General features: G+C 62.1%; 19 protein-coding genes and 1 pseudogene. 5 read left to right on the top strand and 15 right to left on the bottom strand.

The annotated features are described in order from the left end of the window. Nucleotides 1–31: 31 nt before the first annotated feature. The 11 genes and pseudogenes from BJG93_RS32365 to BJG93_RS32415 form a co-directional block, all read right to left on the bottom strand. Nucleotides 32–1,786, bottom strand: coding sequence for a pyrroloquinoline quinone-dependent dehydrogenase (locus BJG93_RS32365; RefSeq protein WP_231337636.1), 1,755 nt, complete (start codon nucleotides 1,784–1,786; stop codon nucleotides 32–34). A gap of 358 nt (nucleotides 1,787–2,144) precedes the next feature. Then, on the bottom strand, nucleotides 2,145–3,338 hold the full coding sequence (locus BJG93_RS32370) for an NHL domain-containing protein (protein WP_231337637.1): 1,194 nt from the start codon (nucleotides 3,336–3,338) through the stop codon (nucleotides 2,145–2,147). A gap of 747 nt (nucleotides 3,339–4,085) precedes the next feature. Further along, complete coding sequence (locus BJG93_RS32375; protein ID WP_071336718.1) at nucleotides 4,086–4,304, bottom strand: hypothetical protein; 219 nt, start codon at nucleotides 4,302–4,304, stop codon at nucleotides 4,086–4,088. Further along, complete coding sequence (locus BJG93_RS32380) at nucleotides 4,295–4,606, bottom strand: DUF6966 domain-containing protein (protein WP_154671696.1); 312 nt, start codon at nucleotides 4,604–4,606, stop codon at nucleotides 4,295–4,297. The genes BJG93_RS32375 and BJG93_RS32380 overlap by 10 nt, the downstream gene beginning before the upstream one ends. A gap of 299 nt (nucleotides 4,607–4,905) precedes the next feature. Further along, nucleotides 4,906–5,517 (bottom strand): ATP phosphoribosyltransferase regulatory subunit, encoded by a 612-nt coding sequence (locus BJG93_RS32385; RefSeq protein WP_051374196.1) that lies wholly within the window; start codon nucleotides 5,515–5,517, stop codon nucleotides 4,906–4,908. A gap of 344 nt (nucleotides 5,518–5,861) precedes the next feature. Continuing rightward, nucleotides 5,862–6,065, bottom strand: a pseudogene (locus BJG93_RS32390) (GNAT family N-acetyltransferase); the annotation flags it as partial. A 321-nt stretch (nucleotides 6,066–6,386) separates the two neighbouring features. Beyond that, complete coding sequence (locus BJG93_RS32395) at nucleotides 6,387–8,102, bottom strand: recombinase family protein (RefSeq protein WP_051374197.1); 1,716 nt, start codon at nucleotides 8,100–8,102, stop codon at nucleotides 6,387–6,389. 41 nt (nucleotides 8,103–8,143) lie between these two features. After that, entirely contained in the window at nucleotides 8,144–9,940 is a 1,797-nt protein-coding gene (treF, locus tag BJG93_RS32400; protein ID WP_231337638.1) for an alpha,alpha-trehalase TreF, read from the bottom strand. A gap of 284 nt (nucleotides 9,941–10,224) precedes the next feature. Then, on the bottom strand, nucleotides 10,225–11,715 hold the full coding sequence (locus tag BJG93_RS32405) for an alkaline phosphatase family protein (RefSeq protein ID WP_027194544.1): 1,491 nt from the start codon (nucleotides 11,713–11,715) through the stop codon (nucleotides 10,225–10,227). A 321-nt stretch (nucleotides 11,716–12,036) separates the two neighbouring features. Beyond that, nucleotides 12,037–13,953: a potassium transporter Kup gene (locus tag BJG93_RS32410; RefSeq protein ID WP_027194545.1), complete on the bottom strand. Its 1,917-nt coding sequence runs from the start codon at nucleotides 13,951–13,953 to the stop codon at nucleotides 12,037–12,039. Between the two features lie 292 nt (nucleotides 13,954–14,245). Further along, complete coding sequence (locus BJG93_RS32415) at nucleotides 14,246–15,466, bottom strand: glycosyltransferase (RefSeq protein ID WP_027194546.1); 1,221 nt, start codon at nucleotides 15,464–15,466, stop codon at nucleotides 14,246–14,248. A 413-nt stretch (nucleotides 15,467–15,879) separates the two neighbouring features. On the opposite strand from BJG93_RS32415, the gene BJG93_RS32420 reads away from it, so the two are divergent. The 5 genes from BJG93_RS32420 (at nucleotide 15,880) to BJG93_RS32440 (ending at nucleotide 21,183) form a co-directional block, all read left to right on the top strand. Continuing rightward, nucleotides 15,880–16,563, top strand: a complete 684-nt coding sequence (locus BJG93_RS32420; RefSeq protein ID WP_027194547.1) for a TetR/AcrR family transcriptional regulator — start codon at nucleotides 15,880–15,882, stop codon at nucleotides 16,561–16,563. Further along, complete coding sequence (locus BJG93_RS32425) at nucleotides 16,560–17,525, top strand: HlyD family secretion protein (protein WP_027194548.1); 966 nt, start codon at nucleotides 16,560–16,562, stop codon at nucleotides 17,523–17,525. Before BJG93_RS32420 ends, BJG93_RS32425 begins: the two co-directional genes overlap by 4 nt. After that, the gene (locus BJG93_RS32430) at nucleotides 17,522–18,505 is read left to right on the top strand and encodes an ABC transporter ATP-binding protein (RefSeq protein WP_027194549.1); all 984 of its coding nucleotides are present in this window, start codon (nucleotides 17,522–17,524) and stop codon (nucleotides 18,503–18,505) included. The genes BJG93_RS32425 and BJG93_RS32430 overlap by 4 nt, the downstream gene beginning before the upstream one ends. Before the next feature lie 32 nt (nucleotides 18,506–18,537). After that, complete coding sequence (locus BJG93_RS32435; protein ID WP_034477479.1) at nucleotides 18,538–19,653, top strand: ABC transporter permease; 1,116 nt, start codon at nucleotides 18,538–18,540, stop codon at nucleotides 19,651–19,653. Nucleotides 19,654–19,725: 72 nt separating this feature from the next. Then, nucleotides 19,726–21,183, top strand: a complete 1,458-nt coding sequence (locus BJG93_RS32440; RefSeq protein ID WP_034477481.1) for an efflux transporter outer membrane subunit — start codon at nucleotides 19,726–19,728, stop codon at nucleotides 21,181–21,183. A gap of 54 nt (nucleotides 21,184–21,237) precedes the next feature. Here the strand turns inward: BJG93_RS32440 and BJG93_RS32445 are convergent, their stop codons facing one another. The 4 genes from BJG93_RS32445 to BJG93_RS32460 form a co-directional block, all read right to left on the bottom strand. Then, nucleotides 21,238–22,482 carry a citrate synthase gene (locus BJG93_RS32445; protein ID WP_027194552.1) on the bottom strand — a complete coding sequence of 415 codons (1,245 nt, stop codon included), beginning with the start codon at nucleotides 22,480–22,482 and terminating at the stop codon, nucleotides 21,238–21,240. 100 nt (nucleotides 22,483–22,582) lie between these two features. Further along, nucleotides 22,583–22,972: a VOC family protein gene (locus BJG93_RS32450; protein ID WP_027194553.1), complete on the bottom strand. Its 390-nt coding sequence runs from the start codon at nucleotides 22,970–22,972 to the stop codon at nucleotides 22,583–22,585. Nucleotides 22,973–22,998: 26 nt separating this feature from the next. After that, complete coding sequence (locus BJG93_RS32455) at nucleotides 22,999–24,315, bottom strand: MFS transporter (RefSeq protein WP_027194554.1); 1,317 nt, start codon at nucleotides 24,313–24,315, stop codon at nucleotides 22,999–23,001. Nucleotides 24,316–24,366: 51 nt separating this feature from the next. Further along, nucleotides 24,367–25,125: an SDR family oxidoreductase gene (locus BJG93_RS32460; RefSeq protein WP_027194555.1), complete on the bottom strand. Its 759-nt coding sequence runs from the start codon at nucleotides 25,123–25,125 to the stop codon at nucleotides 24,367–24,369. Between the last annotated feature and the right edge of the window lie 86 nt (nucleotides 25,126–25,211).

The raw sequence follows: 25,211 nt of genomic DNA on the forward strand, positions 1-25,211 counted from the left end.
GAGAGCCTCTAGCGCAGGCAGTGCGTGCGCATTACGGCAGCGCGAACACAACAATCGCGTCGCCGCGCTTGTAGTCGAGTAGCTGGTTGCCGCCCGCCGCAACCGCCACATATTGCTTGCCGCGCACCGAGTACGACACCGCTGGGGCGTTGACGCCGGCGCCGCACTGGAACTCCCACAACTTCTTGCCGGTGCGCGCATCAAATGCGCGAAACAGGCCGTTGCCTTCTCCATTGAAGACGAGATTGCCCGCCGTCACCAATACGCCGCCGATCAGCGGCTGATCGGTTTTAAACGACCAGACGATCTTCCCGGTGTCGACGTTCACCGCTGCGAGCTTGCCCCACTGCTGTTCGCTCGGAATGGTCTTGAATGAACCGCCAAGCCACATCTTGCCGCCGCCCGGATACGGCGCGTCCTCGACCTGGTATGTCAACGGACGATGCAGGTTGGCCGCATACACGAGACGCGTCTCGGGGCTGTACGCCGTCGGCGACCAATTGACTCCGCCGTTCGCACCCGGCAGCATGTGCGCGCCCTGCGGCGTTGGCAGCGTCCACATGTTCTCTTGCGGGATCATCGCCGGCGAGAAGCGGATTAACTGGCCCGATGCGCGATCATGCACATAGACATGCCCGGTCTTTCCGGCATGGATTACCCCAGATACCATGCGTCCGTCGCGGTCGCGCACATCCACCAGGATTGGCGGGCTCGCCGCGTCGAGGTCCCACACGTCATGCGGGATGTACTGGTAGTGCCACTTGTACTTGCCGGTGTCGAGGTCGACCGCCACCATCGAGTCGGTAAACAGATTGTCGCCGGGACGTATTGCGCCATAAAAGTCAGGCGAGGGGTTCCCAACCACGAAGTACACCGTGCGCGTTTTCCGGTCGATCGCTGGCGTCATCCACACGCCGCCGCCGAGCGTCTTGTAGAAGTCGCTACCCTTCTCAGCAAGTTGCTTCTTCTCGGCATCGATATTGCGTTTAAGGTCCCGGCCGGTCGCATCCCGGGTCGCCCACACGCCTTCCTGTCCGGATTCGGGAATCGTGTAGAAGGTCCAAAGCAGTTGACCTGTGTTGGCGTCGAACGCTTTCAGGGAGCCGCGAACGCCGTACTCACCCCCGTTGATGCCAATCAGTACCTTGCCATCGACCACAATCGGCGCCATCTTCTCGCTGTAGCCCAGCTCGGGATCGCCGACCACGATATCCCACAGAAGTTTGCCGGTCCGGGCGTCGAGCGCCACCAGCTTTGCGTCGAGCGTGCCCATGAATAGTTTGTCGCCGTAGATCGCCACGCCGTGGTTGGTCGGTCCGCAGCAGAAGGCAGTAACGGGTCCCAACTTGTGCTGGTAGTGCCATAACTCCCGGCCGGTCGCCGCATCGATCGCATAGACATGATCGAACGACGTGGTCAGGAACATCACGCCGTTCACCACCAACGGTGAGGTTTCGAGTGGTCCGTTGACCGCCGTCTGGAAGACGAATGCCGGCTTCAGTTTCGCCACGTTCGTGGTATTGATCTGTGCGCCCGGGTAGTAGCGCGTCTGATCATACGAGCCGTTGGGAAGCAGCCAGTCCGCCACGTTGGACGCGGCGGTGTCCAACTGGCTTTGCGTGACTGTCGGGCGTGGCGACGCCGACAGGAGCATATCGGCCGACCCGCCTGTGACCTCGGGCCCTGCAAGGGCGCCGGCTGGCGCCACCGTCAGCGTAGCCAGGAAGGCGAATACGAACGTTCGACGAAGTCTGCTATCGCGCCTTGTATGGGCGTTGGGCTGCATAGTGACCTCCTCGGGACGAGGAAACGTTCGGATCCGAACCAAGGGCAGAACAACCCAATAAGTTTAGGTTGCGTGTACGACACCGACAAACTTCAATAAACAAAAGACCTGAAGACCCGGACGAGTCGTCGCCCCGGCGCGGCCTTAACGGCGGCTTCCAAGGTTCAGCTGACGTTCGGGTGTCCTTGCGAATGCACGGGCGGATGACCGTACCTGGCCGAACTGTGACGGTCGCAGCTGGTGGGATGGTCCGAAGTAGCCTGCTGGCCAGCAGGCTGCCTTCGTCTGTTCCGCATCCGGCGCAGGCGCGCACGCGATCATCTGCTGCGCGCGCAATAGTGGCGTAGCGCAAGCGGTGTCACCACCACCATGGAAGCAACGCACCGCCATCTTTGCGATCGGTGCGATCACCGGGGCGCCCCGCATCGCCGCCGTCGCGGTCCTCATCACGTTCTTCGCAGCGGCGCCCGGCTTTCGGCAGGCCGCTTACCTTGCGAATGTACCCGGAGCCAGCGAAGAACAGATCGCCCTCGGGTCCAAACGCGAGCCCCCTGGGACCGCCTATGCTAGCTTGAGTGGCAAGGCCGCCGTCGCCGCCGTAGGAGTCCTGCCCGTTGCCGGCAATGGTTGTGACGATGCCGGTTTGCCTATTCACCTGACGCACGCGGGCGTTGAAGGTATCGCTGATCGTCAGATTGCCCGCGCAGTCAAACGCAATGTGCGTTGGGATGTTCAAGAAAGCATCGGTCGCCGCAATGCCATCTCCGTTATAGCACCCGGACGCCATCAAGCCCGCCCCCGAGCAAGGGGGCGACTTCCCGGCTACCGTGGTGATAGTGCCTGTTCTTTTGTCCACCCGGACGACCGTTGCCGGAGAGGGATCGACTATGTAGAGGTCGCCGTGCGGGCCAAAGGCGATAGCCAGGATGTAACTGGACGCAAGCTTGACGGCGGTCGTGATGATTCCCGTTTCGTGGTCCACGCGCCGGATGCGTGCTGCCGCCGAATCGGCGATGTACAGATCACCTTCCCGGTTCAGGGCCACGTCGGTTGGGAACAGCGCGGCCTGAGTGGCCGGCCCCCCGTCGCCGCGGTTGGCGCTGCCAACGCCCGGACCTGCAACAGAAGTAATGATCCCCGTTTTTCGATCCACCCTTCGCACGACTCCGACGTATGGATCCGCAACGAACACATTGCCTGCTCGGTCAACCACAACCCCTGACGGATAGTCGAGACTGGCGTTCGTCGCTGGGCCGCCGTCGCCGCTGTAGCCTTCTTGCCCGTTGCCGGCAACGGTCGTGACAATTCCGCTCTCGTGATCGATGCGGCGAACGACGCGAAATGTCGGTTCGGCAGTGTATATGTTTCCCCATCGGTCCAGCGCGATGGCTTCTGCGGCGATTCCGGCCGCACCTGCGCCGCCCTGACCGGGGCCCGCGACGGTGCTGATGATCTGCGCGGCGGCGGGGTTTGCCGTCGCAATTAGCAGCAGTGCGTAAAGGGCCCGCAACATGACAGCGATGCTCGGACAGAGCTGTGTTCCGTGCGACATACATCCTCCTGTTCGGTGTCACCGAATTGTCACGACTATTCAAGGAAAAGTCGTTGTCGCGGAACGCAGGATGTTGTGACCAGGGAAAGCAAGCCCGAAAGCCCCCAAACCGCCCAACACTTCATCTTAGTAGTGCGTTTCGAAAAGCAAATAAATTTTTAGGCTCCTCCCTTCGGGACGGACGCAATTTGCCGTGCTGTTGGGAAACGGAAATAGCTGGGCTCGGGCAAGCTCAGCCAGAGCCGAACGCACGGAACACGCTGGACTGCGCCGCCGAGATGCGTTCTTATGGCGGCTGGTTTGAGCATTGAAGATTCGGTGGCCAAAGGTGCTGAACCATCAGGCTTCGCGCCGTGCCATGGCGCTGCCTGACGACCGCGACCGGCTGCACTCGACCCACAAGGGACCTTCGGCTCGCCCAGCAGCGGCCATTCAAATATTGCATCATTGGCAGCATCATCAACAAAAGTAATTGATTACCGACCCATCTATGTCCCCAAACGAAATCAACGCAGGATGCTTTGAGCTATTTGATGCATGGTGTGAACGTCGTTCCGTTCGCCCTTTGCGACATTTGCTCTCCGCATGGCCACTGACGAGTGGCCTGACGGACGATTGGGGTGCACTTCGCGACGCTTTACGAACAGTGCGAGCAGATTGTCGTGGGGAGATCCCAAATACGGAACTGGGTCGAGTTGAGGACTTGATCCGCGCTGTCGACTTCATCGTCTTTCGGTAATGAATTGCCTATTGACCAGCGTCGCCTGAAATCCAAGTTCGAACGACGACATCAACGGTGGCCGCAACAGTACTCCAATCGTCAGGATCGAGGCCGTGCGCGTCGATCCCGTTCAGCGCTTCGGCAGCCAGTTGCTCCGAGCGGGCGGCCGACATGTTAAAGCGCTCTTGGATGAGCCTCGCCGTTCTTTGCAAGCTTTCCGAGCTGTAACGTTGAGTCATTGCCATTCGCCCGTTCTGAGTCTTCTCGCAAGGTCGTAAATTTCGCTACGAAGTTTATCGAAACGCTCGTTGTCGCCCACATCCAGCAGCACTCCGACGCCACCATTACTTCGCTGCAGAACCACGTCGTTCAGGCTGCCCATTCCTCCATATGCGGAAAGCAAATGTTCGAGGCCATAGCCATCCAGAGAGCGAATCAGCCTTGCATCCTTGGTCAACCATTCCGCCCATCGAACCTGTCCATAGGAGCGAAGCAATGCTTCCGCCTGATCGAGCATTTGGGCAAGAGAGTTTATTTCTGAATGCATTAACCTTCCTCGACATTGAGGGTTGGTGAGAGTGTGATGTTTTATCCAAACGCAGGAGCACGCCGATTGTTAATGATCTGAGCCGCGCTGTCGACTGACCGCTCCTGGCCGAACCCGGACCGATAGCTGAATTGAGCACCGCTTGCCGGCCCGCAGCGGAGGATCGTCGCAAGTCGACCCACAAGGGACGGTCGAGGTAGCGGGAAGCGGACATTCGCGTCCTCACCCGACAGCGTATCAATCGCGATATGAGGCTTGCGATTGATCACAATCAAGCTGTTCCGCGTCGGGTGTGCTAGCTATGCGAGCCCTTGCGCTGTCATCGCCAGGAGCAGCCGTTCCGCGCCGATGCCGAAGCCCGCGCCTTCCCGATATGCCCCGCCGCCTACCACCTGCTGTTGCGCTCCGAGTTCGGTGCAGCGCATCTCGAAGCCTCGGCCGCTCAGATAGTAGCTGAGGCCCCTCCGAGCTGAGCCGTCGATTTCATAGCTAAGTCCAAGTGAATCAAAAAAACCAATCGCTATCTCCTGGCTACGCTTGACCGCCAATTCGGGATCGGGGCATAGATACTCGAATCCCAGTTGCGAGAATTCACGATACCGACCAGCTTGCGGTCGTTCATAGCGATAGCATCGAGCGATATAAAACAACATTCGCTCCTGTCGGCGCCCCAGCAGCTCCATACACCGCTCCTGGAAAAGAGCCGTCGCCTCCGGGATCAGGCAGCAGTCGCGTCCCTTTTTATCCGGGAACGCCCACATTTGGCCGATGATTTCACTGCCGCCGGCCTTTTGAATGAACGTATCTTGCGACCACAAGGCCGGAACGATAGCCTCTTCTGCTCCAACGTCAATGAAGATAGCTCCGGAACTGACTTTCCAGAGCGCGTATTTGCGCGGCTTCCTTACCAACGATGAAACGGGTTCCGCGAATCATGGTCATGAGAATCCTCTTCGGTTTAGAAAATAAAAAAGGCGCCTAAGGCGCCTTGGTCGTTTGTGCATGGAAAGGGGGAATGAAAACCCTCGATTCCTTGCTATGGACGTAACGGACCACGGCGCAATGGATAGCGACCGTGATGGTGGTGAGCCTTGCTCGGGACGTTACGAAGTTCCATGTTGTCAATGTTGACACACAAAATGATCTTTGTGTGTAGACGTTATATTTCGGATGACTAGTTTAGGATTCCGTGTCGAGCGACCGTTCATGGCCGACCGCTACCCGACGCGGGTGACAGCCGTCGGCCGGGGGCAACCTACCCTGGGACGGCGAGACGCTTCGTCATCGGGACGCAAGCCAATTCAGGTCCACGCGTCGTGCGGTATCTCGAAACCAAATCGCCCGACCAACCGCAGCGACGATAGAATGGTGCCGCGTTTAGCGTTGCATCGAGGCGCATCGTGACAAGGCCGTGATCGCCGGCCAACGCTTCGAGAAATTGCAGCATCTCACGCCCAATGGGTCCAAACGGGCGTTTCGGAACTCATATTTAATACCCTTTCAAGTGAGCGCAGTTCAATGGGAAGGCTACACAATTACCGGTGAGGATGGTAGACCCGCGACACTCGCGGTTATCGACCAAGATGGCAAAGTCCTCGACGCGGGGCCAGAAGTAGCACAAGAAATTTGGGACTTGGCTATCCTATCGTACCGACAGGTCCTTGTCGGCGAAAGCCTATTACGGATCTACTCTACGCCCGAAGGACTCTTGCAGGATAGCGACGACGAATAAAAAGCGGCCCACGATAGGGGCCGCCTTATTATCCGAATTCGCTTGCGCTCATTTCATTCGAGGCGTGCGGGCCGGTTTGGGTAGTGGTTTCGACTTGCGCGTCTTTGTTGCCTCAATCAGTTCTCCGGTTCGCCGGTTAAATTCGAAGCCCATGACCACGCCGCGCTTCGACGTTACCCGAACGGCCATATGCTCGCCATCGCACTCGAACCCCTTCGAGAAAACGTCGATGCGTTCGAACGTCTCCTGTACTAACCTACGCGTCTTCATCCTGGCATCGTAATCGAGCGCCATGACGTCCGAGACGAGTTCGGCCCACGTCTCAGCCGGTGCGGGTTGCGCAGCCGAATTGATGGACAGTTCGCGCTCGAGCTTCGTGATCGCCTGCGTCAGCGTTCGCTTGTTCGTCTCAAGCTCGCGCAAGACTTCGCGGAACGTCGACGGTAGCGCGTCGCCATTCAGCATCTCGTCCTTGATACCCTTAAGCTTCAGGTCTGTCTTCGCGAGCGAAGCCCGCTTCGCCGTCAGTTGCCTCATGAGCGGATCTGACTTGTCGTTGCCGGTGAACAGATGATCGAGATTCATCTGGTTTGCGCAGAACGTCATGATCGCCTTCTCAACCGGGACGCCGCTACAACTGGCACCGCCTCGACAGTCAGCCGCTCGATTGGCATACGAACCGCAGCGCAAGCGACGAAAGTTCTGATGCGTTGTTCCATCTGCTCGCGTTGTCGTAAGCGTCTGCCCGACCATAAGTTGGCGGCAGTACCCGCAATAGCACATCTTCATACCCGTCAGGATGGCAGGGACTTTACCTTTGCCTTTGCGGACGCCCCTCTTGCCGACGAGCAACTGTAGTTCGTCGAACTCGGTCTCGGTTACGACCGGCGGATAGTAGCCCTTGAGCGTATAGGTCTGGCCGTCTACGACGACCACCTTGTCGCCTTTCAACGCGGGATAGGTAATCAGCTTGTGGATTCTGACGACCGCGCGCTTGTCACTAATCGTTAGCCCTTCGGTCTCCATGCGGCGCGTGATCTCGACCGAACCGTGGCCCTGCCTATAGAGTTCGATGATTCGTTGCATTGCAGCAGCCTTCTCGGGTACAAGCTCGAAACGCTTCGCTTCCGTGTCGTAGAGAATCCAGATCGGATCTGTGCCTTTGATCAGCTTTCCGTCTGATGCGCGAATATGCCTCGGCTGTCCGATCAGTCCGCGATACTCGCCTTTAAGCCAGCGCTCGCACTTGTCCCGATACGCCCCGCGAGCGTTCGACGACTTCCGACTGCTCTCGTCGTACGCCCGGACCATGACCGCGAGCGCAAGGAATAGCGGCGATGGATCGCGCGCTAGTTCCTCACGGTTGTAGCGTACGCCGTCGTGCATCGTGACGATATCGACGCCGTAGGTATTCACGATGGCGTTGAACTGCGTCTGCGCGTCCTGCGCGCTCTGGCGGCTCAGGCGGTCAAGGTTTTCGACGATCAGCGTATCGCCGGGTACGACGTCACCGGCCTTGATACGCTCGATGAACGCGCCGAGCGCGCCGCCCTTCTTTACGTGCTCGCCCTTGTGAGCGGACTTGCCGCGGTCCTCCATGCGTAACGAGCGATCGAGTATCAGGCCGTGCTGCTTGGCCCACGCTTCGGCGTAGGCATCCTGCCGTGCGATCGAGCTACCGTCTGCCTGCTGTAAGCTGGAAAAACGGGCGTATGTATAGATTCGTGGCGTGTTGCTTGTCGCGCTTTGCGCTTTCGTTGACATGGTCCATCTATCCTGTGGCGTACTAGCTCTATTGAGCGAATCTATTCGCGGCAATCGAGCTTCGTTGAACTCATCGCGTCCGGATAGAGCTGCATCAGCACGCGTAGCACACCAGCGGTCGAGCCTTCGCTTCCATTCGGCTGAAGCCCTTGCTGGACGGAGCCCTGCGGGCATTCATCTATTATACTTTGAGGTCCAACGAGCTCGCCGGTGCGCTGATAGTACGCAACGTCGGTGCGAATCCAGCGGGTCGCGATATCGCGCGCGAGCTCCGGCTCGCTATAGCGGCGCAGCCCCATCACCGCGAGGTACTGCAGCGGCGCCCAGCCGTTCGGTTCGTCCCACTGCTGGCCGGTGGTGGTCCGCGTCGTCGCGAGACCGCCCGGGCGCAGCAGATCGCGTCGGATCGTCTGCGCCACCTCGCGCGCGTCGTTGCGCGTCGCGACCCCGGCGTAGAGGGGATACACGGTCGCGGCAGTGAGCCGATGCGTGAGCGTGCGGTGCACGAAGTCGTAGTCGCCGAATGCGTGCAGTTGCGGATCCCACAGCACCCGGCGGATTGCATCCGCGCGCACACGGGCGCGCAGTTCGAGGTTCTCGGCGTGGCCTGCGTCGCCGGTCACACGGTAGGCTTTCGCGAGCGTGCGTTCGAGGTCCACCATCAGGCAGTTCAGGTCCACGGGCACTAGCGACGTCACGTCGACGGTCGCGAGGGTCTTGCCGTCGGCGAACCAGCGTGAGCTGAAATCCCAACCGGTTTCGCCGCCCGCGCGCAAATTGCGCCACAAATCCTGCGCATCGCGTTGCGGCATCTGCTGCGCCGTCATCACATCCTCGCGGTACGACTCGTCACGCGGCGCCGCGCGCTCGTCCCAGTAGCGGTTGAGCAGCGTGCCGTCGGCGAGGCGCACAAGATGGTGCGCGGCGTTGCCAGGCGCGAGATGCTCGCTGCCGGCCATCCAGTACGCGTATTCACGGCGCAGCTCGGGCAGATAGTGGGCATAGACCTGATCGCCCTCTTTGCGCGCGACGAGCTGCACCATCTGCGCGAAAAACGGCGGCTGCGAGCGGCTAAGGTAATACGTGCGATTGCCGTTGGGTATGTGGCCATAACGGTCGATCAACGTCGAGAAATTGTTCAGCTCGTCGTCGACGAGCGCATGCTGGCCACTCGCGTCGAGCCCGAGCAGGATGAAGTACGAATCCCAGTAGTAAATCTCGTCGAAGCGGTCGCCCGGCACGATGTACGGCGATGGCAGCGGCAACAGCGACGAGTACGGGCTGGCGTTTGCGTCCGGCTCGCGGCGCAGCACGTTCCACAGCGTGTCGATGTGCGCGGTGACGCTCTCGTTCGGATCGGACGCGTAGCGCTTCGGCGCGCGTGGGGGCAGCGTGAAGCGCCGTTCGACGAATTGCTTCAGGTCGAACTGCGGCTGCGCGCGCCGGCTGTTGTAGTCGGCGACGACCTGCGTCGGCGGTTCGTCTGGCGACATATCGGCGAACGTCTTGCTGTCCGCGTAAAGACGCGCCAGCTCGACGTCGCGATACAGCTCGCCGTACAGCTCGGACGGCGGCGTCGGCACGACCGGCGACGGCTGCGCGTGATCCGTGTTTTCGGCCTGCCGGAGCGCAGCGCTGCTGGCGGCATTCGCAGCGACGGCCGATGCGGGCAGCGCGACGGCCGGCACGGCGGGCTGAGTCTGCGGGTAGGTCGGCGCGGATTGCGCGCTGACGCGGGTGCTCGCAGCGAACGCCAGTGCGGCGGCCACGCAGGCCGCAGCGCGGCGGGATGGCCACGCGCGAAACGACAGGCAGGGGAAATCGTCGGGAGATGGCATCGGCGGACCCGTTGAGGACGACGCGGTGACGTCGACGTAGGCGGCCCGCCGCGCGTGCCGATGACACGTTGCACGCTACCGCGGGGCTTCGAAGGGGTCCCCACAGCAAATGCGGGACCCGCTTCGCAAAACGATGTCGCGCGCAAGCGTTTCTGAGCAAACTGCGCCTAAGGCATATGCCTTCACGAGGCCGCGCATCCCGCCGCGCGCGCCGGCGTCAAAATCCAGCGCAGCCCAATCCGGCGCCGGCTTGCGGCCCGCTTATTTTAGGCGGAAACCGAGCGTTAGCTCCCGGTCCGGAATCCTAATGAAGCCGCCTTCGCGCGCAGATCCGCGAAGCGGTCCGCCGTCGGGTTGATCGCCGGCTTTTGCGACTGGTCGATCACGGATACCGAGCTGGACGGCGAAGGCGCGACCGCCCCCAGGCACGCTCCGCCGAACGGGCCCTGCGCGATCGTGAACGCGGGCGCGTCGGTGCGCGGCGCGCCGGTGAAATCGAGCGCGTAGGCGAGATTGACCGTCGCCGGATCGCTGCCGCGCACGCCGAGCGGCTGCAGGCCAAAGCGCCATTGCAGGAGCGCGTGAATCGAGCTGGGGTCGAACGGATAGCGCGCGATCGAGCCTGCGCGCACGCGCGGGCCAAGCAGCGCGAGCGGCACGCGAAACCCGAGCTTGCCGTCGTTGCCGAGCGTGAGCTCGTTGTTGCTGATCGGCCTGGTGGGCGGTACCACGTGCTCGAGAAACCCGCCCCATTCGTCGTAGACGATGATCATCAATGTGCGGCTCCACGTTGGACTCGTGCGCAGCGCCTCGTAGACTTGCCCGAGAAACGCCTCGCCATCGCGGACGTCCGCATGCGGATGATCGTCGCTCGACACGCCTTCCGGCTCCCCAGTGAAAGACGGCTCGACCATGCAGAATGGTGGCAAGGTCCCCGTCGCGGCATTCACGAGGAACTCCGCGAACGGGCGCGAAATGCCGAGATACCGCGTGCCATAAAGCGCCGTGAACGGTACGTCGTGATAGTAGTAGTTACCATCGACATTCGCGTCGCTCAGCCTGTCCCAGATCGTCGCGAGCGACGACGTATCGGCGCGGTCATCGAGCCGGTCCGTGGCACCGCTATGCAGGTAGAGGCGGTTGGGGAACGTGCTGGTCAGGATGCCGCTGAAGTAGAAATCGCCGATCGTGTAACTGCTCGCCACGGCTTTGAAGAATGGCAGATCGCCCGACGTGTAGTAACCGATAGGCAGCAGGTCGCCCTGGTGCTGACTCGTGCCGGGGGTGAGCAGCCAGCCATTCATCGCTCCCGCGGCCAGTTGTGTGCGTGCTCCCGTGAAGCCGTGATTGGGGTCCTGATAGGCGCACGCCTGATATCCGTATGCGGGATTGCCCGACAGCGAAAACGGCGTTTGCGTCGCGCCGAACGCGTCCTTGAACTGCCGGTTCGCGGGCATGCCCTCGGCGCCCGGCACCCAGCCGAGGAAATGGTCGAACGAACGATTTTCCATCGTGACGAGCACGACAAAGTCGATGCCCGAGCTGGCCGGCGCGGGCAACGCGGGGCGCGGCAGGCTATAGCGGTCGGCGCCGTCGGGCGAGGGAATGTCGGTAATCGAGCGCGCCGGGTCGCCGCCGGTGCCGCCCGATCCGTCATCTCCTCCCGATCCACCGCCGCCGCAGCCCGGTAGCGCAACGCTGCCGGCCACTGCGGCTACGCCAGCAAGAAAGCGGCGGCGGTCGTATTTGTGATTCTGGTGAGTCTCGTCTCCCATGACACGTCTCCTGGCTGGATGCGGCGCGCGAATCCTTCCATGCCCGCCTGCCGCGCGGCAACACGCGCGCGCCGATTCGAGCGGCGGGTTGGTCGTTGGGAGCAAGTTTCAAACCCGAGTATCAGAGGGTCGCTGCGACGTGGCCATGGGCCTCGGCGCAGCAAGAGTTGGTAATTCACGATTCGCGCGGCGATCAGCGGCACCAGACCTCGACGTGCTGGCGGAATCCGCACGATGCGGGCGCACAACTGCCGACCAGCACAACACGGTCTCTTCATTTATCGAGGCCGCCCGTTACTCCGCGCTTGCTGAACAGCCGCGCTAGATCTCCACGCGCGCGCCCACTTCGATCACGCGATTGGCCGGCAGTTTGAAGAACGCCGCGATATTGCCCACGTTGTGCAGCATCACCGCGAAAAGGCGCTCGCGCCATAACGCCATGCCGTGCCCGCGTTTTGGCACGACGGCCGCACGGCTCAGGAACCACGAGGTATCGTCCAGATCGAAGGCGAGTTCCGGCGATTTGTAGCCGGCCAGCGTCCGCGGCAAGTCCACGTCGTCCTTGAATCCGTAGCTCACCGTGGCGTGCCAGCAGCCCGCGCACAGCGGCTTGATCCGCACACGCTCGCTATCGGCCACCCACGGCACGCTCTTCGTGACCACGCTCAGGAACACCGTACGCTCATGCAGCACACGGTTGTGCCGCAGGTTGTTGACGAGCGCGTGCGGCACTGCTTCGGCGTTCGGCGTGAGGAAGATCGCCGTACCGCCCACGCGCGTCGGCGACTTTTCGAGCAGCGAAGTCAGATACGGTTTGAGCGGCATCTTGCCCGCCCGCGCGCGCGCTTCGGCCACCATCATTTCCCAGCCGCGTCCCCACGTCGCCATGACCGTGAACACGATCGCGCCGATCACGAGCGGGAACCAGCCGCCATCCACGATCTTCAGCAAATTCGCGGAGAAGAACAACGCGTCGATCACGAAGAAGAACGCGGTGGACAGCAGGCAGACCAGCCAGTTGTAGCGCCATGCGTAACGCACGACGAAGAACGTGAGGAAGGTTGTGATCAGCATCGTGCCGGTCACCGCGATGCCATACGCGGACCCGAGCGCCGTGGACGAGCGAAAGCCCAACACGGCCGCAACCACGGCGATCAGCAGGATCCAGTTGATGCCGGGCACATAGATTTGCCCGATCTCGCGCTCCGACGTATGCACGATGTTCATGCGCGGCAGGAAGGAAAGCTGCATGGCCTGCATCGTCATCGAATAGGTGCCTGAAATTACGGCCTGCGAGGCGATCACGGTGGCGATCGTTGCCAGCACGATCATCGGCACGATGGCCCATTGCGGGAACAGCCGGTAAAACGGGTTTTGCACCGCGCCGGGGTTGGCTAGCAGCAGCGCGCCCTGGCCCAGATAGTTGAGCGCGAGCGCGGGGAAAACGACCCCGAACCACGTAAGACGAATGGGTCGTTTGCCGAAATGGCCCATGTCGGCGTAGAGCGCCTCGGCGCCCGTCAGCGAGAGTACAACCGCGCCGAGCGCGACGAATGCGAGCCAGCGGTGATGCATGCAGAAGGCGAGCCCTTCCAGCGGATTGAGCGCGTAGAGCACGACGGGCGCGGCCATGATATTCGCAACGCCCGCCACGCCGATCGCGGCGAACCAGAGCACCATCACCGGCCCGAACACCGCGCCGATTCCGCCAGTGCCGCGTTTTTGCGTGACGAACAGGACGATCAGCGCGGCGAGCGTCACCGGAATCACATAGGTCTTGAGCGCGGGCTCGACGACTTCGAGTCCCTCCACGGCGCTCAGCACGGAAATGGCCGGCGTGATGACGCTATCGCCGAAGAAGAGCGCCGCGCCCATCACGCCCACCACGAGAAGCCCCCGACGCAAGCGCGGCCGCGACGCGATCGACGACGACGCCAGCGCGAGCAGCGCCATGATGCCGCCCTCGCCGTGATTATTGGCCCGCAGGATCAGCACGACGTACTTGAGCGACACGACGATCATCAGCGACCAGAAGATCAGCGAAACGATGCCGACGATGTTCAAGGCATTGAGCGCGAGGCCGTTGCTGGGATCGAACACGGTGGCGAGCGTATAGAGCGGGCTCGTGCCGATGTCGCCATAGACTACGCCGAGCGCGGCCAGCGCGAGCGCGGGAAGAGCCGGTGACGTTTCGCCGTGGCCTTCCTTCGCCGGCGCGGCGGTTGCGGAGTGTCCCATGTCTCCCTCCTCATACGAATCGCACGTGAGCCGCGATGCGCGCGCCGCGTGTTCGCTTCGATTCGCTTCGATTCTTTCGTTTCGTTGACGTGTTTTTGTTTGGGTCGTACGGGGTCGATCCTGCCGGGTGCGCTAGAGAAAGTATAGAAATTTCCGGCGAAAATGCGCTTCGCGCACACAGATCGCGCGCGCGGCGCTTTGCTTTTTGCGAAACTGCCGAAATTCACCAAGGACGTTCGCCGCGCTCAGTCTGCGAATCGGCGCAGCTGCTCACCGTAGCCGGCGCAGCTTGTCAGCAGACCGCCTCGTCCGTCCGCCTCGAAGGCGAGGTGCCGGCATGCCCGCCGATTTGCATGATGTCCACGAGCCGCTGCTGGTAGTGCTCGGGCAGATACTCCGCGAGTGAATACTGTCGGCCGTTGTCCGCGAGATGCATCGCCAGTCGATCCAGTGCCAGCGTGAAGCTCTCCGGCTCGGACCGAAATTTGATCTTGTTGCCTACCGCGTCGCCGGTCGTGGCCATGCTGCCGCCGTCGTGAACGAGGGCAGGCATGCCGAGCATGGCGGCCTCGACAATGACGAGCGGCGCATTTTCGGCTCCCAACGATGGCACGACGACCGCGTCGGCGAATCGCCGCATCCGGGGAAACAATTCTTCTTGCGGCAACCTGCCGAAAAAGACCAGTTTGCCGAGCTCGATGAGCGACGCGAAGCGCTGCTCCATAGCACGGCGCTCGGGCCCGTCCCCGTACACGCCTATGACGTCGATGCGATGAAAATTCACGCGTTGTGCGAGCTCGATGAATTCCGCGAGTCCCTTTTCCTGTGAAATCCTGCCGACAAAGGCGATCTTGAATCTCTGCTTGTCGGCAGCGCTCGAAGGTTGAAGCGCGACGGGTACCGAAGACGGATTGAAAACGACTCTCGTATTCGTGATGCCACTGCGATGCAGCGCTTCTTCCATGAAAGCGCTCGGACATACGATCGTTTCAAAGATCTGCGCGGGCGGAAATGCCTCGCGGACGGCGTGCCAGTAACACTTCGTCATCATGTCGTGCACCAAGCCTTTCGTCGTCGACCGGTGAGTGAGCGCCGCGCGCGTGCCCAACACCTCCAGCGGCAGAATCACCGGGCGCCGCTTGTCGAAGTATTGCAGTGCCGGGTTGTAATAGACGAGATGGTAATCATGGCTCGTGTGATAGGCGCGGAAGCCGAGCTTTCGTTTTTGACGCGCGATAACGCTCAGTATCGAATTCGATAAAGCGTTATGGTAGTTATGGACCATCACTCGATGCGGACGAAATTCGACAATAGTCTTCTCGAGTGCACGCGCGGCCGGGACATTCCAGGACCTGGACCACTTGGTGGTTCCCACCGGAAAATGAGTGTCGTCGAAGCGTTCGACGTCGACGCCGGGCAGTCGGCTCAGAAGATCTGCCGATTGCTGATAAACAACCTCCGCGCCGCCCATCGACGCATAATCGTTTATTACCAATACCCTGCAGCGCTTCATATCCAAGCCCCTTTTTAGTGCACAACTCAACACGCGAATAAATGCACGATGGTCGTCAAATCGACGGGCATTTTATGAAGTCATTATCGAGGACTGTGTGTGACAGCACACCAAGCAAGTCCCCATTCTCTTACCGCGTCTTACAGAACAAATCGTTATTAAAATGGTATTACGCTGCGATTAGTTGTGAATCCCAATTACAGGGAGATAGACAGTAATCGTTAAGCTCTCGGAAATGGAAACATCACACGGGCTCAGTGGGAAACGCGTTGCCAACGCGAATGGCTCAAGCCATTTCGCCGCCAGGGTTTCCCCTCCTTCGCCTCACCGGAAAACATCCTAATATCAACGAGTTGAAACTAACTAATTCATCAATTAGTCCGCTCCCCATGCCCCAAGCCGCCCGTTCGCGAATGGGTCGCCGTCCTCATCCACAGGACTTCGACGCACGCGATCATCTGCTCGATGTCGCGGTGGCGCTGTTCGCCGAGCGCGGTATCGCCAACACGACGGTTGCGCAGATCGCCGCGGCGAGCGGCGTCACGTCCGCGATGGTGCACTACTGGTTCCACACACGCGAAAAACTGCTCGACGCATTGTTCGCGGAAAGGCTCGTCGCCGCGTTCAGCGCGATCTGGGACCCGGTCGATCCCGAACACGGCGATCCGCTCGCGCTGACGCAAGGCATCGTCAAGCGCATGTTCGACGTCACCGAAACCATGCCGTGGCTGCCTTCGCTATGGCTGCGCGAAATCGTCAACGAAGGCGGTCTGCTGCGCGAGCGCGCGTTTGCGCACATCCCCACGCAAAAGCTCGCCGCGTTTGGCCAGAACATCGCGCGTGGCTGCGCCTCGGGTGAATTGAACGGGCGGCTCGAACCCTTGCTGCTGTTCAATTCGGTACTGGCGCTCGTGATGCTGCCGCAGGCAACCGCCAGGATCTGGCAGCGCCTGAATCCGCGTACCTCGTTCGATCGCGCGACGCTCGAACGCCACGTCGTCGCCCTGCTCACGCAAGGCATGAGCGCAAGCTCGGCGCGCAAGGCCAAAGGCACGGCTGCGTCCACGGCGCGCCGCGCGAAAGGCAAGCCGTCATGACTGCGTTCGCCAACTCGTCCGGACGTGCCGCGTTGCTCGCACTCTGCCTCGTGTGCGCGAGCTGTTCGCGACAACCGGCGAACACGTGGCAAGGTTACGTGGAAGGTGAGTTCCTGTATCTCGCGTCGTCCCAGGCGGGACAGTTGACCGAACTCGCGGTCACGCGCGGGCAGACCGTCGCGCAGAACACCCCGCTCTTCGCGCTCGAAGCGCGAAACGAAACCGAGGCCGTGGCACAGGCCAACCAGCAACTGCGCTCGGCCCGCGCCCAGCTCGCCGATCTTGGCACCGGCAAGCGTGCGCCGGAAGTCGACGTGACACGCGCGCAACTCGTGCAGGCCGAAGCCGACGCGGCGCGCGCCGCGACCCAATTTCGCCGCGACGAACAGCAATTCGGCGCGGGCGGCATCGCGCAAAGCCAGCTCGACGACTCGCGCGCGAACGCGCTGTCGAGCGCCGCACGCGTGCGCGAGCTGCAAAGCCAGCTCGCCGTCGCGCGTCTGCCCGGACGGATCGAACAGATCCGCGCGCAACAGGCACAGGTCGATGCGGCGCAGGCCCAGCTCGGCCAAGCCCAATGGAAGCTCGATCAGAAAAGCGTGCACGCGCCGCACGCGGGCCTCGTGTTCGACACGATGTATCGCAGCGGCGAATGGGTGCCGGCCGGCAGCCCCGTGGTGCGCATGCTGCCGCCGGAGAACGTCAAGGTGCGCTTCTTCGTGGCGCAGGGGGTGGTCGGCTCGCTCGCGCCGGGCCGTCGCGTATCGATTCATTGCGACGGTTGCGCCGCCGATGTGCCAGCCGTGCTGAGCTTCATCTCGGACCAGGCCGAGTACACGCCGCCGGTGATCTTCAGCAACGAAAGCCGCGCGAAGCTCGTGTTCATGGTCGAGGCCAGACCGCAAACCGCCGATGCGCCGAAGCTGCGGCCCGGCCAGCCTGTCACGGTCACGCTGCAATGAGTGCGCCCGCGACTTCCGGCAACGCGAGCGACCCCGGGTACGCGATCGACGTGCATGGGCTGAACAAACATTTCGGCACGAAGCACGTGGTCAACGACGTCACGCTGCGCGTGCAGCGCGGCGAGATTTTCGGTTTTCTCGGCCCAAACGGCAGCGGCAAGACCACCTGCATCCGCATGATGTGCGGGCTGCTGACACCGGACTCCGGCAGCGGCACCTGTCTCGGCTACGACATCGTGAAGGACAGCGCGCAGATCAAGCGGCGCACCGGCTATATGACGCAGCGCTTCTCCTATTGGGAAGATCTGTCGATCCGCGAAAACCTCGACTTCGTCGCGCGCCTCTATGAGATGAAAAACCGCCGCGAGGCGGTGGACCGCGCGCTCGAACAGCTCGGCCTGCAGAGCCGCGCGACGCAACTGGCCGGCGCACTATCGGGCGGCTGGAAGCAGCGTCTCGCGCTGGCCGCCTGCATGCTGCATGAGCCGGAACTGCTGCTGCTCGACGAACCGACCGCGGGTGTCGACCCGAGCGCGCGCCGCGACTTCTGGGAAGAGCTGCACCGCCTCGCGGCGCGCGGCATCTCGGTGCTCGTCAGCACGCACTATATGGACGAAGCGGAACGCTGCCACAAGCTCGCCTATATCGCGTACGGCAAGCTGCTCGCGCAGGGCACGTCGAAACAGGTCACCGATTCACAAGGGCTCGTGACGTGGGCCGTGTACGGCCCGAATCTCGTCGAGCTCGGCGACCGGCTGCGCCGCTCGCCCGGCGTCGAGCAGACGGTGGCGTTCGGTTCGTCGCTGCACGTGAGCGGTCCCGACACGCCGGCACTCCACGCGACGATCGACCAGCTGGGTGGCTCTAACCCGGCGCTGCGGATCGAAAGACAGGAAACCGGCCTGGAGGACGTGTTCATCTTCATGATGAACCGCTCGACCGACAATTACGCCACCCCTTCCGGGAAGCCGGCATCGTGAATTCCGCACGCCGCCTTCCCCGCTTTTCGCTGATGCGTTGGTGGAGCATCGTGCGCAAGGAGTTTTTGCAATTGAAGCGCGACCGCATCACGTTTGCGATGATGATCGTCCTGCCGATCATGCAGATGGCGCTGTTCGGCTTCGCGATCAATACCGACCCGAAGCATCTGCCGACCGCCGTGATCGCCGCCGACCACAGCGAGTTCACGCGCAGTTTCATGATGGCGATGCGCAACTCCGATTACTTCGACATCGTGTCGACGCTGCCCGACGAAGCGTCCGGCCGCCGCGCGCTCGCGCAGGGCAAGGTGTTGTTCGTGCTGAATATTCCCGTCGGTTTCACGCGCGATCTGGCCAAGGGCGTGCGCCCATCGCTGCTCGTCGAAGCCGACGCGACGGACCCGACCGCGGTGGGCACCGCGCTTGGCGCGCTGCCCTCGATCGCGCAGTCGGTGTTGCAGAAGGACCTCACCGGTCCGCTCTCGTCGCTCGCGGTCGGCCCCGCCGCTTTCGACGTTCAATTGCATCGGCTCTACAACCCCGAAAGCATCACCCAGTACAACGTGGTGCCCGGCCTGATGGGCGTGATCCTGACGATGACGATGGTGATGATGACGGGCCTCGCAATCACGCGCGAACGCGAACGCGGCACGATGGAAAATCTGCTCGCCACGCCGGTGCTGCCGCTCGAAGTGATGACCGGCAAGATCGTGCCTTACGTGGCGATCGGTCTGGTGCAGGTCAGCATCATTCTCGCGGCGGCGCGCTTCGTGTTCAATGTGCCGTTCGAAGGCAGTCTGATCGCGCTGTATCTGTCCGCCCTGCTGTTCGTTGCGGCCAATCTGACGATCGGCATTACGCTGTCGTCGCTCGCGCAGAACCAGTTGCAGGCCATGCAACTGACGATGTTCTATTTCCTGCCCAACATCCTGTTGTCGGGTTTCATGTTCCCGTTCGCGGGCATGCCGAAGTGGGCGCAGTACATCGGCAACCTGTTGCCGCTCACCTACTTCAACCGGCTCGTGCGCGGCATTCTGCTCAAGGGCGTCGGTTGGGCCGACATGTGGCCGCATGTGTGGCCGCTGCTGATCTTTCTGTGCGTCGTGATGGGGATCGCCGTGAAGTTCTATCGACGCACGCTCGATTGAGGAAGGCCTGCAATGTGTCCCGCTCCTGGCTTTCGTGTCGTTGCATCTGGCCGCGTGGCTTGCAGGTTCACCATGCACCGGCTCGCCGCCTGCGGCGCAAGCGCGGCATTGTGCGCGTGTACCGTCGGCCCGGATTTCCATCGACCCGACGTCACCAGCGTGTCGAGCTATACAGCCGCGCCGCTTGCGGCCAGCACCGTCGCATCCGATGGTCCCGGCGGCGCCGCCCAACACTTCGTGCCGACCGAGCTGCCCGGCGATGGCTGGTGGCGTGCCTTCGGCTCGCCGGTGCTGGACGCGCTCGTGCAACAGGCGCTCGACGATAGCCCGACCCTCGCGCAAGCCCGCGCGACGCTCGACGAAGCGCAGCAGGACTATCGCGCGCAGGCGGGCGGCACGCTATGGCCGCAAGTCGATGCGAGCCTGTCGACCACGCGCGAGAAAATCGATCCCGAGGCGCTCGGCTTCGGCCAGTTGACGCAGGGCCGCTCGTTTGCGCCGTTCACGCTGTACAGCGCACAGGTCACCGTGTCGTACACGCTCGATCTGTTCGGCGCGAATCGCCGCGCGCTCGAAGCGGTGGCCGCGCAGGTCGACTATCAGCAATACGAACTCGATGCGGCGCGTTTGACCGTCGCGGGCAATGTCGTCACGGCGACGATCCGGCATGCGTCGCTCGCTCGGCAACTCGCCCTCACGCAAGCGCTGCTCGCGAACCAGACGCAGCAACTCGATATTGCCGAACACCGCTACCGTGCGGGCGGTATCTCCGAGGTCGATCTGCTGAGCCAGCGCACGCTCGTGCAGCAAACCCGCGCGACGTTACCGCCGTTGCGCACGCAGCTCGCGCAGACCGATCATCAACTCGCGATCTATCTGGGACGCGCGCCGGCGCAACTGAGCGCCACCCACGAGCTCGCCGCGCTCGACCTCGATACGCTCGTGCTGCCGGTTGACCTGCCGCTGACATTGCCGTCGACGCTCGCGCGGCAGCGGCCCGACATCCGCGCGTCCGAGGCGCTGTTGCATCAGGCGAGCGCGAATATCGGCGTGGCAACCGCGAACCTGTATCCGCGCATCACGCTGTCGGGCAGCGCGGCGACCGAACGCGTCAACGTCTCCGATCTGCTGACGGGCTTCAACGTATGGAATATCGGCGCGGGTCTCACGCAGCCGCTGTTTCACGGCGGCGAGCTGCTGGCGCGCAAGCGTTCGTCCGAAGCGGCCTGGCAAGCAGCGCTCGCGGTCTACAAGCAAACCGTGCTGCAGGGACTGCAACAGGTCGCCGACGCGTTGCGCGCGCTCGATCAGGACGCGCTTGCACTACAGGCGCTCGATGCGGCTCAGCGCAGCGCGCAACGCAGCGCCACGATCGCCAGTCAGCGGTATCAGGCGGGCGGCATCAGTCAATTGACGCTGCTCGATACGCAGCGGCAGGCATTGCAGACCGGACTCGATCGCACGAAAGCCGCCGCGCAGCGTTATGCCGATACGGCCGCGCTGTATCAGGCGCTCGGGGCGCGGCCGTGATGTCGAGATTCACTTCGAGGTTTTTGTTTCGGCAAAGATCCAGGTAAGCGTCTGTCAGCGCCCAACCGGCCTGAATAAGCGATTCTTGTCGAGCGTGGCTGGATCGAGCGTATTCCCGCTGCCTTCCGCAGGCGACTCGGGGGCGACGTCTTCCAGCGCCGGCCCGGTATAGCGGCCTCGTGGCCGTATGACCTTGCTCACCCGGAGTTGCTCAATACAGTGCGCGAGCAAACCGACGCTCCGGGCTGTTGCGAACAACGCGAACGACGCATCGCGCGGCAACGCCAGTTGAGCCGTCAGGGCCGCAAGCGCAACGTCGATATTTGGCTTGAGCCCGGTCAGCTCCATCACCTTGTTGATGAACGACGTGATCTCTTGAGGCGGATTCAGCACTTCGAGCACTGCGGCCGCCCTCGGATCGCCGTCCGGGTACAGATGATGTCCGAACCCGGGGATCGGAATGGCCGACTGCAAGTGATGGGCAACCACGTGCTGCGCACCGAGTCTTCCGACGTCGTCGAACACGGCCCGCACGCGGCCTGACGCGTCGCCATGCAGTGGGCCGGAAAAAGTCGCGAGTCCCGTGAGCAGGCATCCGGGCAGCGACGCGCCGGTGGAGGCGGTAATCCTGGCGGCGAACGCGGAACTCGTAATCTCATGGTCGGCCACGAGGACTAAGGCACGGCGGATAAGTTCGGCCCCATCGCGGTCCTGGCCCCAACCAAGCGCGAGCCGCTCATGCGTCATTTGTGCGTTCGCGCCGCGTCGCGCACCAAACGCTTGTGCGATGAGCGCCACGAGCCGGCCGGCCTCGACATGCAGTGCGCTGTCCGTGCGTCCGAGGGTCGAGTGTCCACAGGCCGCGAGCGCTGCCAGCGATGTGAACGCGCATTGCCTGCCGCGCTCGTCGCCCTGTAGCGGTAATTCGCCGCTCTCGAAGGAAACGGGGGCGCGCGCGTTCCAGAGAATGGCCGCCACGTCTTCAAGCGTCGCCGCGTCCGAAAGCCGGATGCTATCCCGCCCCCGGTAGTAGGGCCGGCCTTTTGAGAAGGTGGTAATGCTGTTGTAAATGCAGGGTTCGGCACCGAATATGGTCCCGGCGGCGAGCGCTTCGCGCTTGCGTCCCACCTGCTTTTTTCGGCACAGACCGGCGACGTCCTCCGCGCGATAGAGGCTCTTGCGTGGGTCGAGCGGATCCGACATGACCGCGATGGTACCTCGACTTACATACGCATAGACAGTCTGCGCCTGCACTCCGAGTTGTCGAGCCGCTTCAGTCAGAGTGATCCAGTTTCGCATGGGATGGCAAGCAAGGTGATGCAACGCAACGGGGGAATGACGACGCACATCGCGCCTTGCACTCGAGCACGACCGATCCAGCGCCAATACTGACGTTTTTTCAGGTAAAAGTCATCTCGGCGGGTCGCCGCTCCAGTATCTCGACGAGAATATCACCGGGCGACCGCACGAAGCAGGCTCTGACGCCGGGGCGAACCTGCTTGATCGGTTCGACGATTTCCGCGTCGCAGAGCAACAGATGCACGAACGCCGCGTCGATATCGTCCACGACCACGCCGAAATGATCGATGCCCTGCTGCCGCTCGCAGCGAGGGTGGCCGGCTTCGGCGCTCGCCAGCGAGGTGATGAAAAGGTTGATGCTGCCGATGCGCAAATCCACTCGCCCAGGACGACGCACGATCTCGGCGTTCAGGCAGCGCGCAAACCATGCCGCAGTGGCTTCGGCGTCCGCCGAGCACAGTTGCAGATGATCCCACTTGAATTCAATCATTCGATTTCACCGTATAGTTGCAAGCATCACAGTTCGATGCGGGACAGCTTGCCCAGCAGCACGGAATACGAAAACGTTCCGAGCAGGCAGATCGCGCCCATCAGGTTGAGAGCCCAGTAGAAGTGGCCGGTGTGCTGGGTGATGTAGCCGATCATGAGCGGCGTGGTAACGGCCGCGATGTTGGCCGCGAGGCTCGTGATGCTGCTGGTCAGTCCCACGTACTGTCGAGGCGCGATTTCGGAAACGGCGGCCCACGACATCGATCCGACGCCCTGCGCGAAGAACGCGATCGTCAGGATGGCGATCACCAGCTCGTTCGACTCGACGAAATTGACAAGCACGATAGACGCGCCGAGCATCGTGCCGATGATGAGCGGAGCCTTGCGCGCTGTCGAAAGCGCCACTCCGCGCCGGATAAAAAAGTCCGAAAGCGAGCCGGCCGCGAGGATGCCGACCGTGGCGCCGATAAAAGGCAGTGCCTGGAAGATCCCAACCTTGATCATCGACATGTGACGCGCTTCGATCAGATAGGTCATGAACCACGTGGTGAAGAAGACCAGCAGCGTGTTGTTACAGAACTTTCCGAGACAGATGGCGAGAACCTGGCGGTAGCTGAGCAGCTTGAGCGCCATGCGCCAGTCGAACTTCTCGCGGGGCTTGCGCGTCGCCGCGGCACCTTCATTGATGTATTGCAGCTCGGTGGCATTCACGCGCGGGTGCTGATGCGGATCACGGTAAACCCGGTACCAGAGCAGACTGAACAGAATGCCGAAGCCACCGGTCACATAAAAAACCGTCCGCCAACCGTACGCGGCGGAGATCCACAGCAACAATCCGGTGAACAAGGGCGTCCCGATGTATTGCCCCATTACATAGACGCTGGTCGCGAAGCCGCGTTCCCGGGCGGGGAACCACAAGGTCACGGCGCGTGCGTTTGAAGGGAAGGCCGGCGCCTCCAGTGCGCCGATGGCGAGCCGCGACCCCAGCAGCATCTGATAGCCGGTCGCGAAACCCTGCGTCAGCGTGGCGAATGACCAACCGACCAGAGACAGCGCATAGGCGAGGCGTGAGCCGAGAATGTCGGTCAGCACCCCGCCGGGCACGAGCGCAATGGAATAGGCAAGACCAAATGCCGCAAACAGCTCGCCCATCTGCATCTTGTTGAGCGCCAGTCCCTTCGAGAGGCCCGGCGCAACGATGCCCAGCGCCGACCGGTCCACGTAATTCAGAATGGTGGCCATGAGCAACATCGAGAGCACGACGTAGCGGACTCTGGAGCGATTCGTGGTATCCGAATAAGCCGGAGTTCCCACCGGCAATGTTTGTTCCTCTCCGATTTTCATCGGTGTCTCCGTAACATTAGCCCGTTGTTTTTTAGTTGGCTTAAGGGCGATTTATCCGCGGCCGACGAACGGCATGGCGGTCGCCATGATGGTCATGTTGAGAACATTGGCTTCAAGCGGAAGACTGGCCATGTGCACGACTGCATTCGCCACGTGCGTCACATCCATTCTTGCTTCGGGTGCCAGGCGTCCATCCGCTTGCAGTACGCCGCGGTTCATCCGTTCGGTGAGCGATGTGGCGGCGTTGCCGATGTCGATCTGGCTGCAGGCGATGTTGAATGCGCGTCCGTCCAGCGCGATCGATCTGGTGATGCCCGTCACAGCATGTTTCGTTGCCGTATAGGCAATGGTATGCGGCCTTGGCGAATGGGCGGAGATCGATCCATTGTTGATGATTCGTCCGCCTTGCGGGGACTGTGCCTTCATCAAACGATAAGCGGCGCGAGCGCAGAGGAAAACGCCGGTCAGATTGGTGGCCACCACGTCGTTCCAGAAGTCGACTTCGTAGTCTTCCAGAGGGACAGCCCCGGCATTGCGCCCCGCATTGTTGAACAGCACGTCGAGCCGACCGAATGCCTCGGCAATGCCCGAAAACGCGTGCTCGACCGATGCTGCGTCGCCAACGTCGGCCTGGAATACCCCCGCTTCTCCCCCCGCCCTGCCGATTGCTTCCTTTGTTTCCAGCAGCGGCTCTGCTCTGCGCCCGATCAGCGCGACGGCGAATCCTGCGTTAGCAAGTGCGACGGCGGCGGCTCGGCCGATGCCGGAGCCGGCGCCCGTAACGGCTGCAAACTTCTTCGATGCAGACATTTCCTTTCCTCTCGTCAAGTCAATTGGACATGGGAAACAGAGTTGCATTCGCATCAGGGGTTGAGCAATCTTGATTCGTTGAATCA

Source organism: Paraburkholderia sprentiae WSM5005, from assembly GCF_001865575.2.
GTDB lineage: Bacteria > Pseudomonadota > Gammaproteobacteria > Burkholderiales > Burkholderiaceae > Paraburkholderia > Paraburkholderia sprentiae.

Bases quoted from the DNA above. Each gene is read 5' to 3' on its own strand.
- treF (WP_231337638.1), bottom strand. From the start codon at position 9,940: ATGCCATCTCCCGACGATTTCCCCTGCCTGTCGTTTCGCGCGTGGCCA.
- BJG93_RS32415 (WP_027194546.1), bottom strand. From the start codon at position 15,466: ATGAAGCGCTGCAGGGTATTGGTAATAAACGATTATGCGTCGATGGGC.
- BJG93_RS32395 (WP_051374197.1), bottom strand. From the start codon at position 8,102: ATGTCAACGAAAGCGCAAAGCGCGACAAGCAACACGCCACGAATCTAT.
- BJG93_RS32460 (WP_027194555.1), bottom strand. From the start codon at position 25,125: ATGTCTGCATCGAAGAAGTTTGCAGCCGTTACGGGCGCCGGCTCCGGC.
- BJG93_RS32405 (WP_027194544.1), bottom strand. From the start codon at position 11,715: ATGGGAGACGAGACTCACCAGAATCACAAATACGACCGCCGCCGCTTT.
- BJG93_RS32430 (WP_027194549.1), top strand. From the start codon at position 17,522: ATGAGTGCGCCCGCGACTTCCGGCAACGCGAGCGACCCCGGGTACGCG.
- BJG93_RS32445 (WP_027194552.1), bottom strand. From the start codon at position 22,482: ATGCGAAACTGGATCACTCTGACTGAAGCGGCTCGACAACTCGGAGTG.
- BJG93_RS32420 (WP_027194547.1), top strand. From the start codon at position 15,880: ATGGGTCGCCGTCCTCATCCACAGGACTTCGACGCACGCGATCATCTG.
- BJG93_RS32365 (WP_231337636.1), bottom strand. From the start codon at position 1,786: ATGCAGCCCAACGCCCATACAAGGCGCGATAGCAGACTTCGTCGAACG.
- BJG93_RS32375 (WP_071336718.1), bottom strand. From the start codon at position 4,304: ATGGCAATGACTCAACGTTACAGCTCGGAAAGCTTGCAAAGAACGGCG.
- BJG93_RS32435 (WP_034477479.1), top strand. From the start codon at position 18,538: ATGCGTTGGTGGAGCATCGTGCGCAAGGAGTTTTTGCAATTGAAGCGC.
- BJG93_RS32440 (WP_034477481.1), top strand. From the start codon at position 19,726: ATGCACCGGCTCGCCGCCTGCGGCGCAAGCGCGGCATTGTGCGCGTGT.
- BJG93_RS32455 (WP_027194554.1), bottom strand. From the start codon at position 24,315: ATGAAAATCGGAGAGGAACAAACATTGCCGGTGGGAACTCCGGCTTAT.
- BJG93_RS32370 (WP_231337637.1), bottom strand. From the start codon at position 3,338: ATGTCGCACGGAACACAGCTCTGTCCGAGCATCGCTGTCATGTTGCGG.
- BJG93_RS32450 (WP_027194553.1), bottom strand. From the start codon at position 22,972: ATGATTGAATTCAAGTGGGATCATCTGCAACTGTGCTCGGCGGACGCC.
- BJG93_RS32410 (WP_027194545.1), bottom strand. From the start codon at position 13,953: ATGGGACACTCCGCAACCGCCGCGCCGGCGAAGGAAGGCCACGGCGAA.
- BJG93_RS32380 (WP_154671696.1), bottom strand. From the start codon at position 4,606: ATGCATTCAGAAATAAACTCTCTTGCCCAAATGCTCGATCAGGCGGAA.
- BJG93_RS32425 (WP_027194548.1), top strand. From the start codon at position 16,560: ATGACTGCGTTCGCCAACTCGTCCGGACGTGCCGCGTTGCTCGCACTC.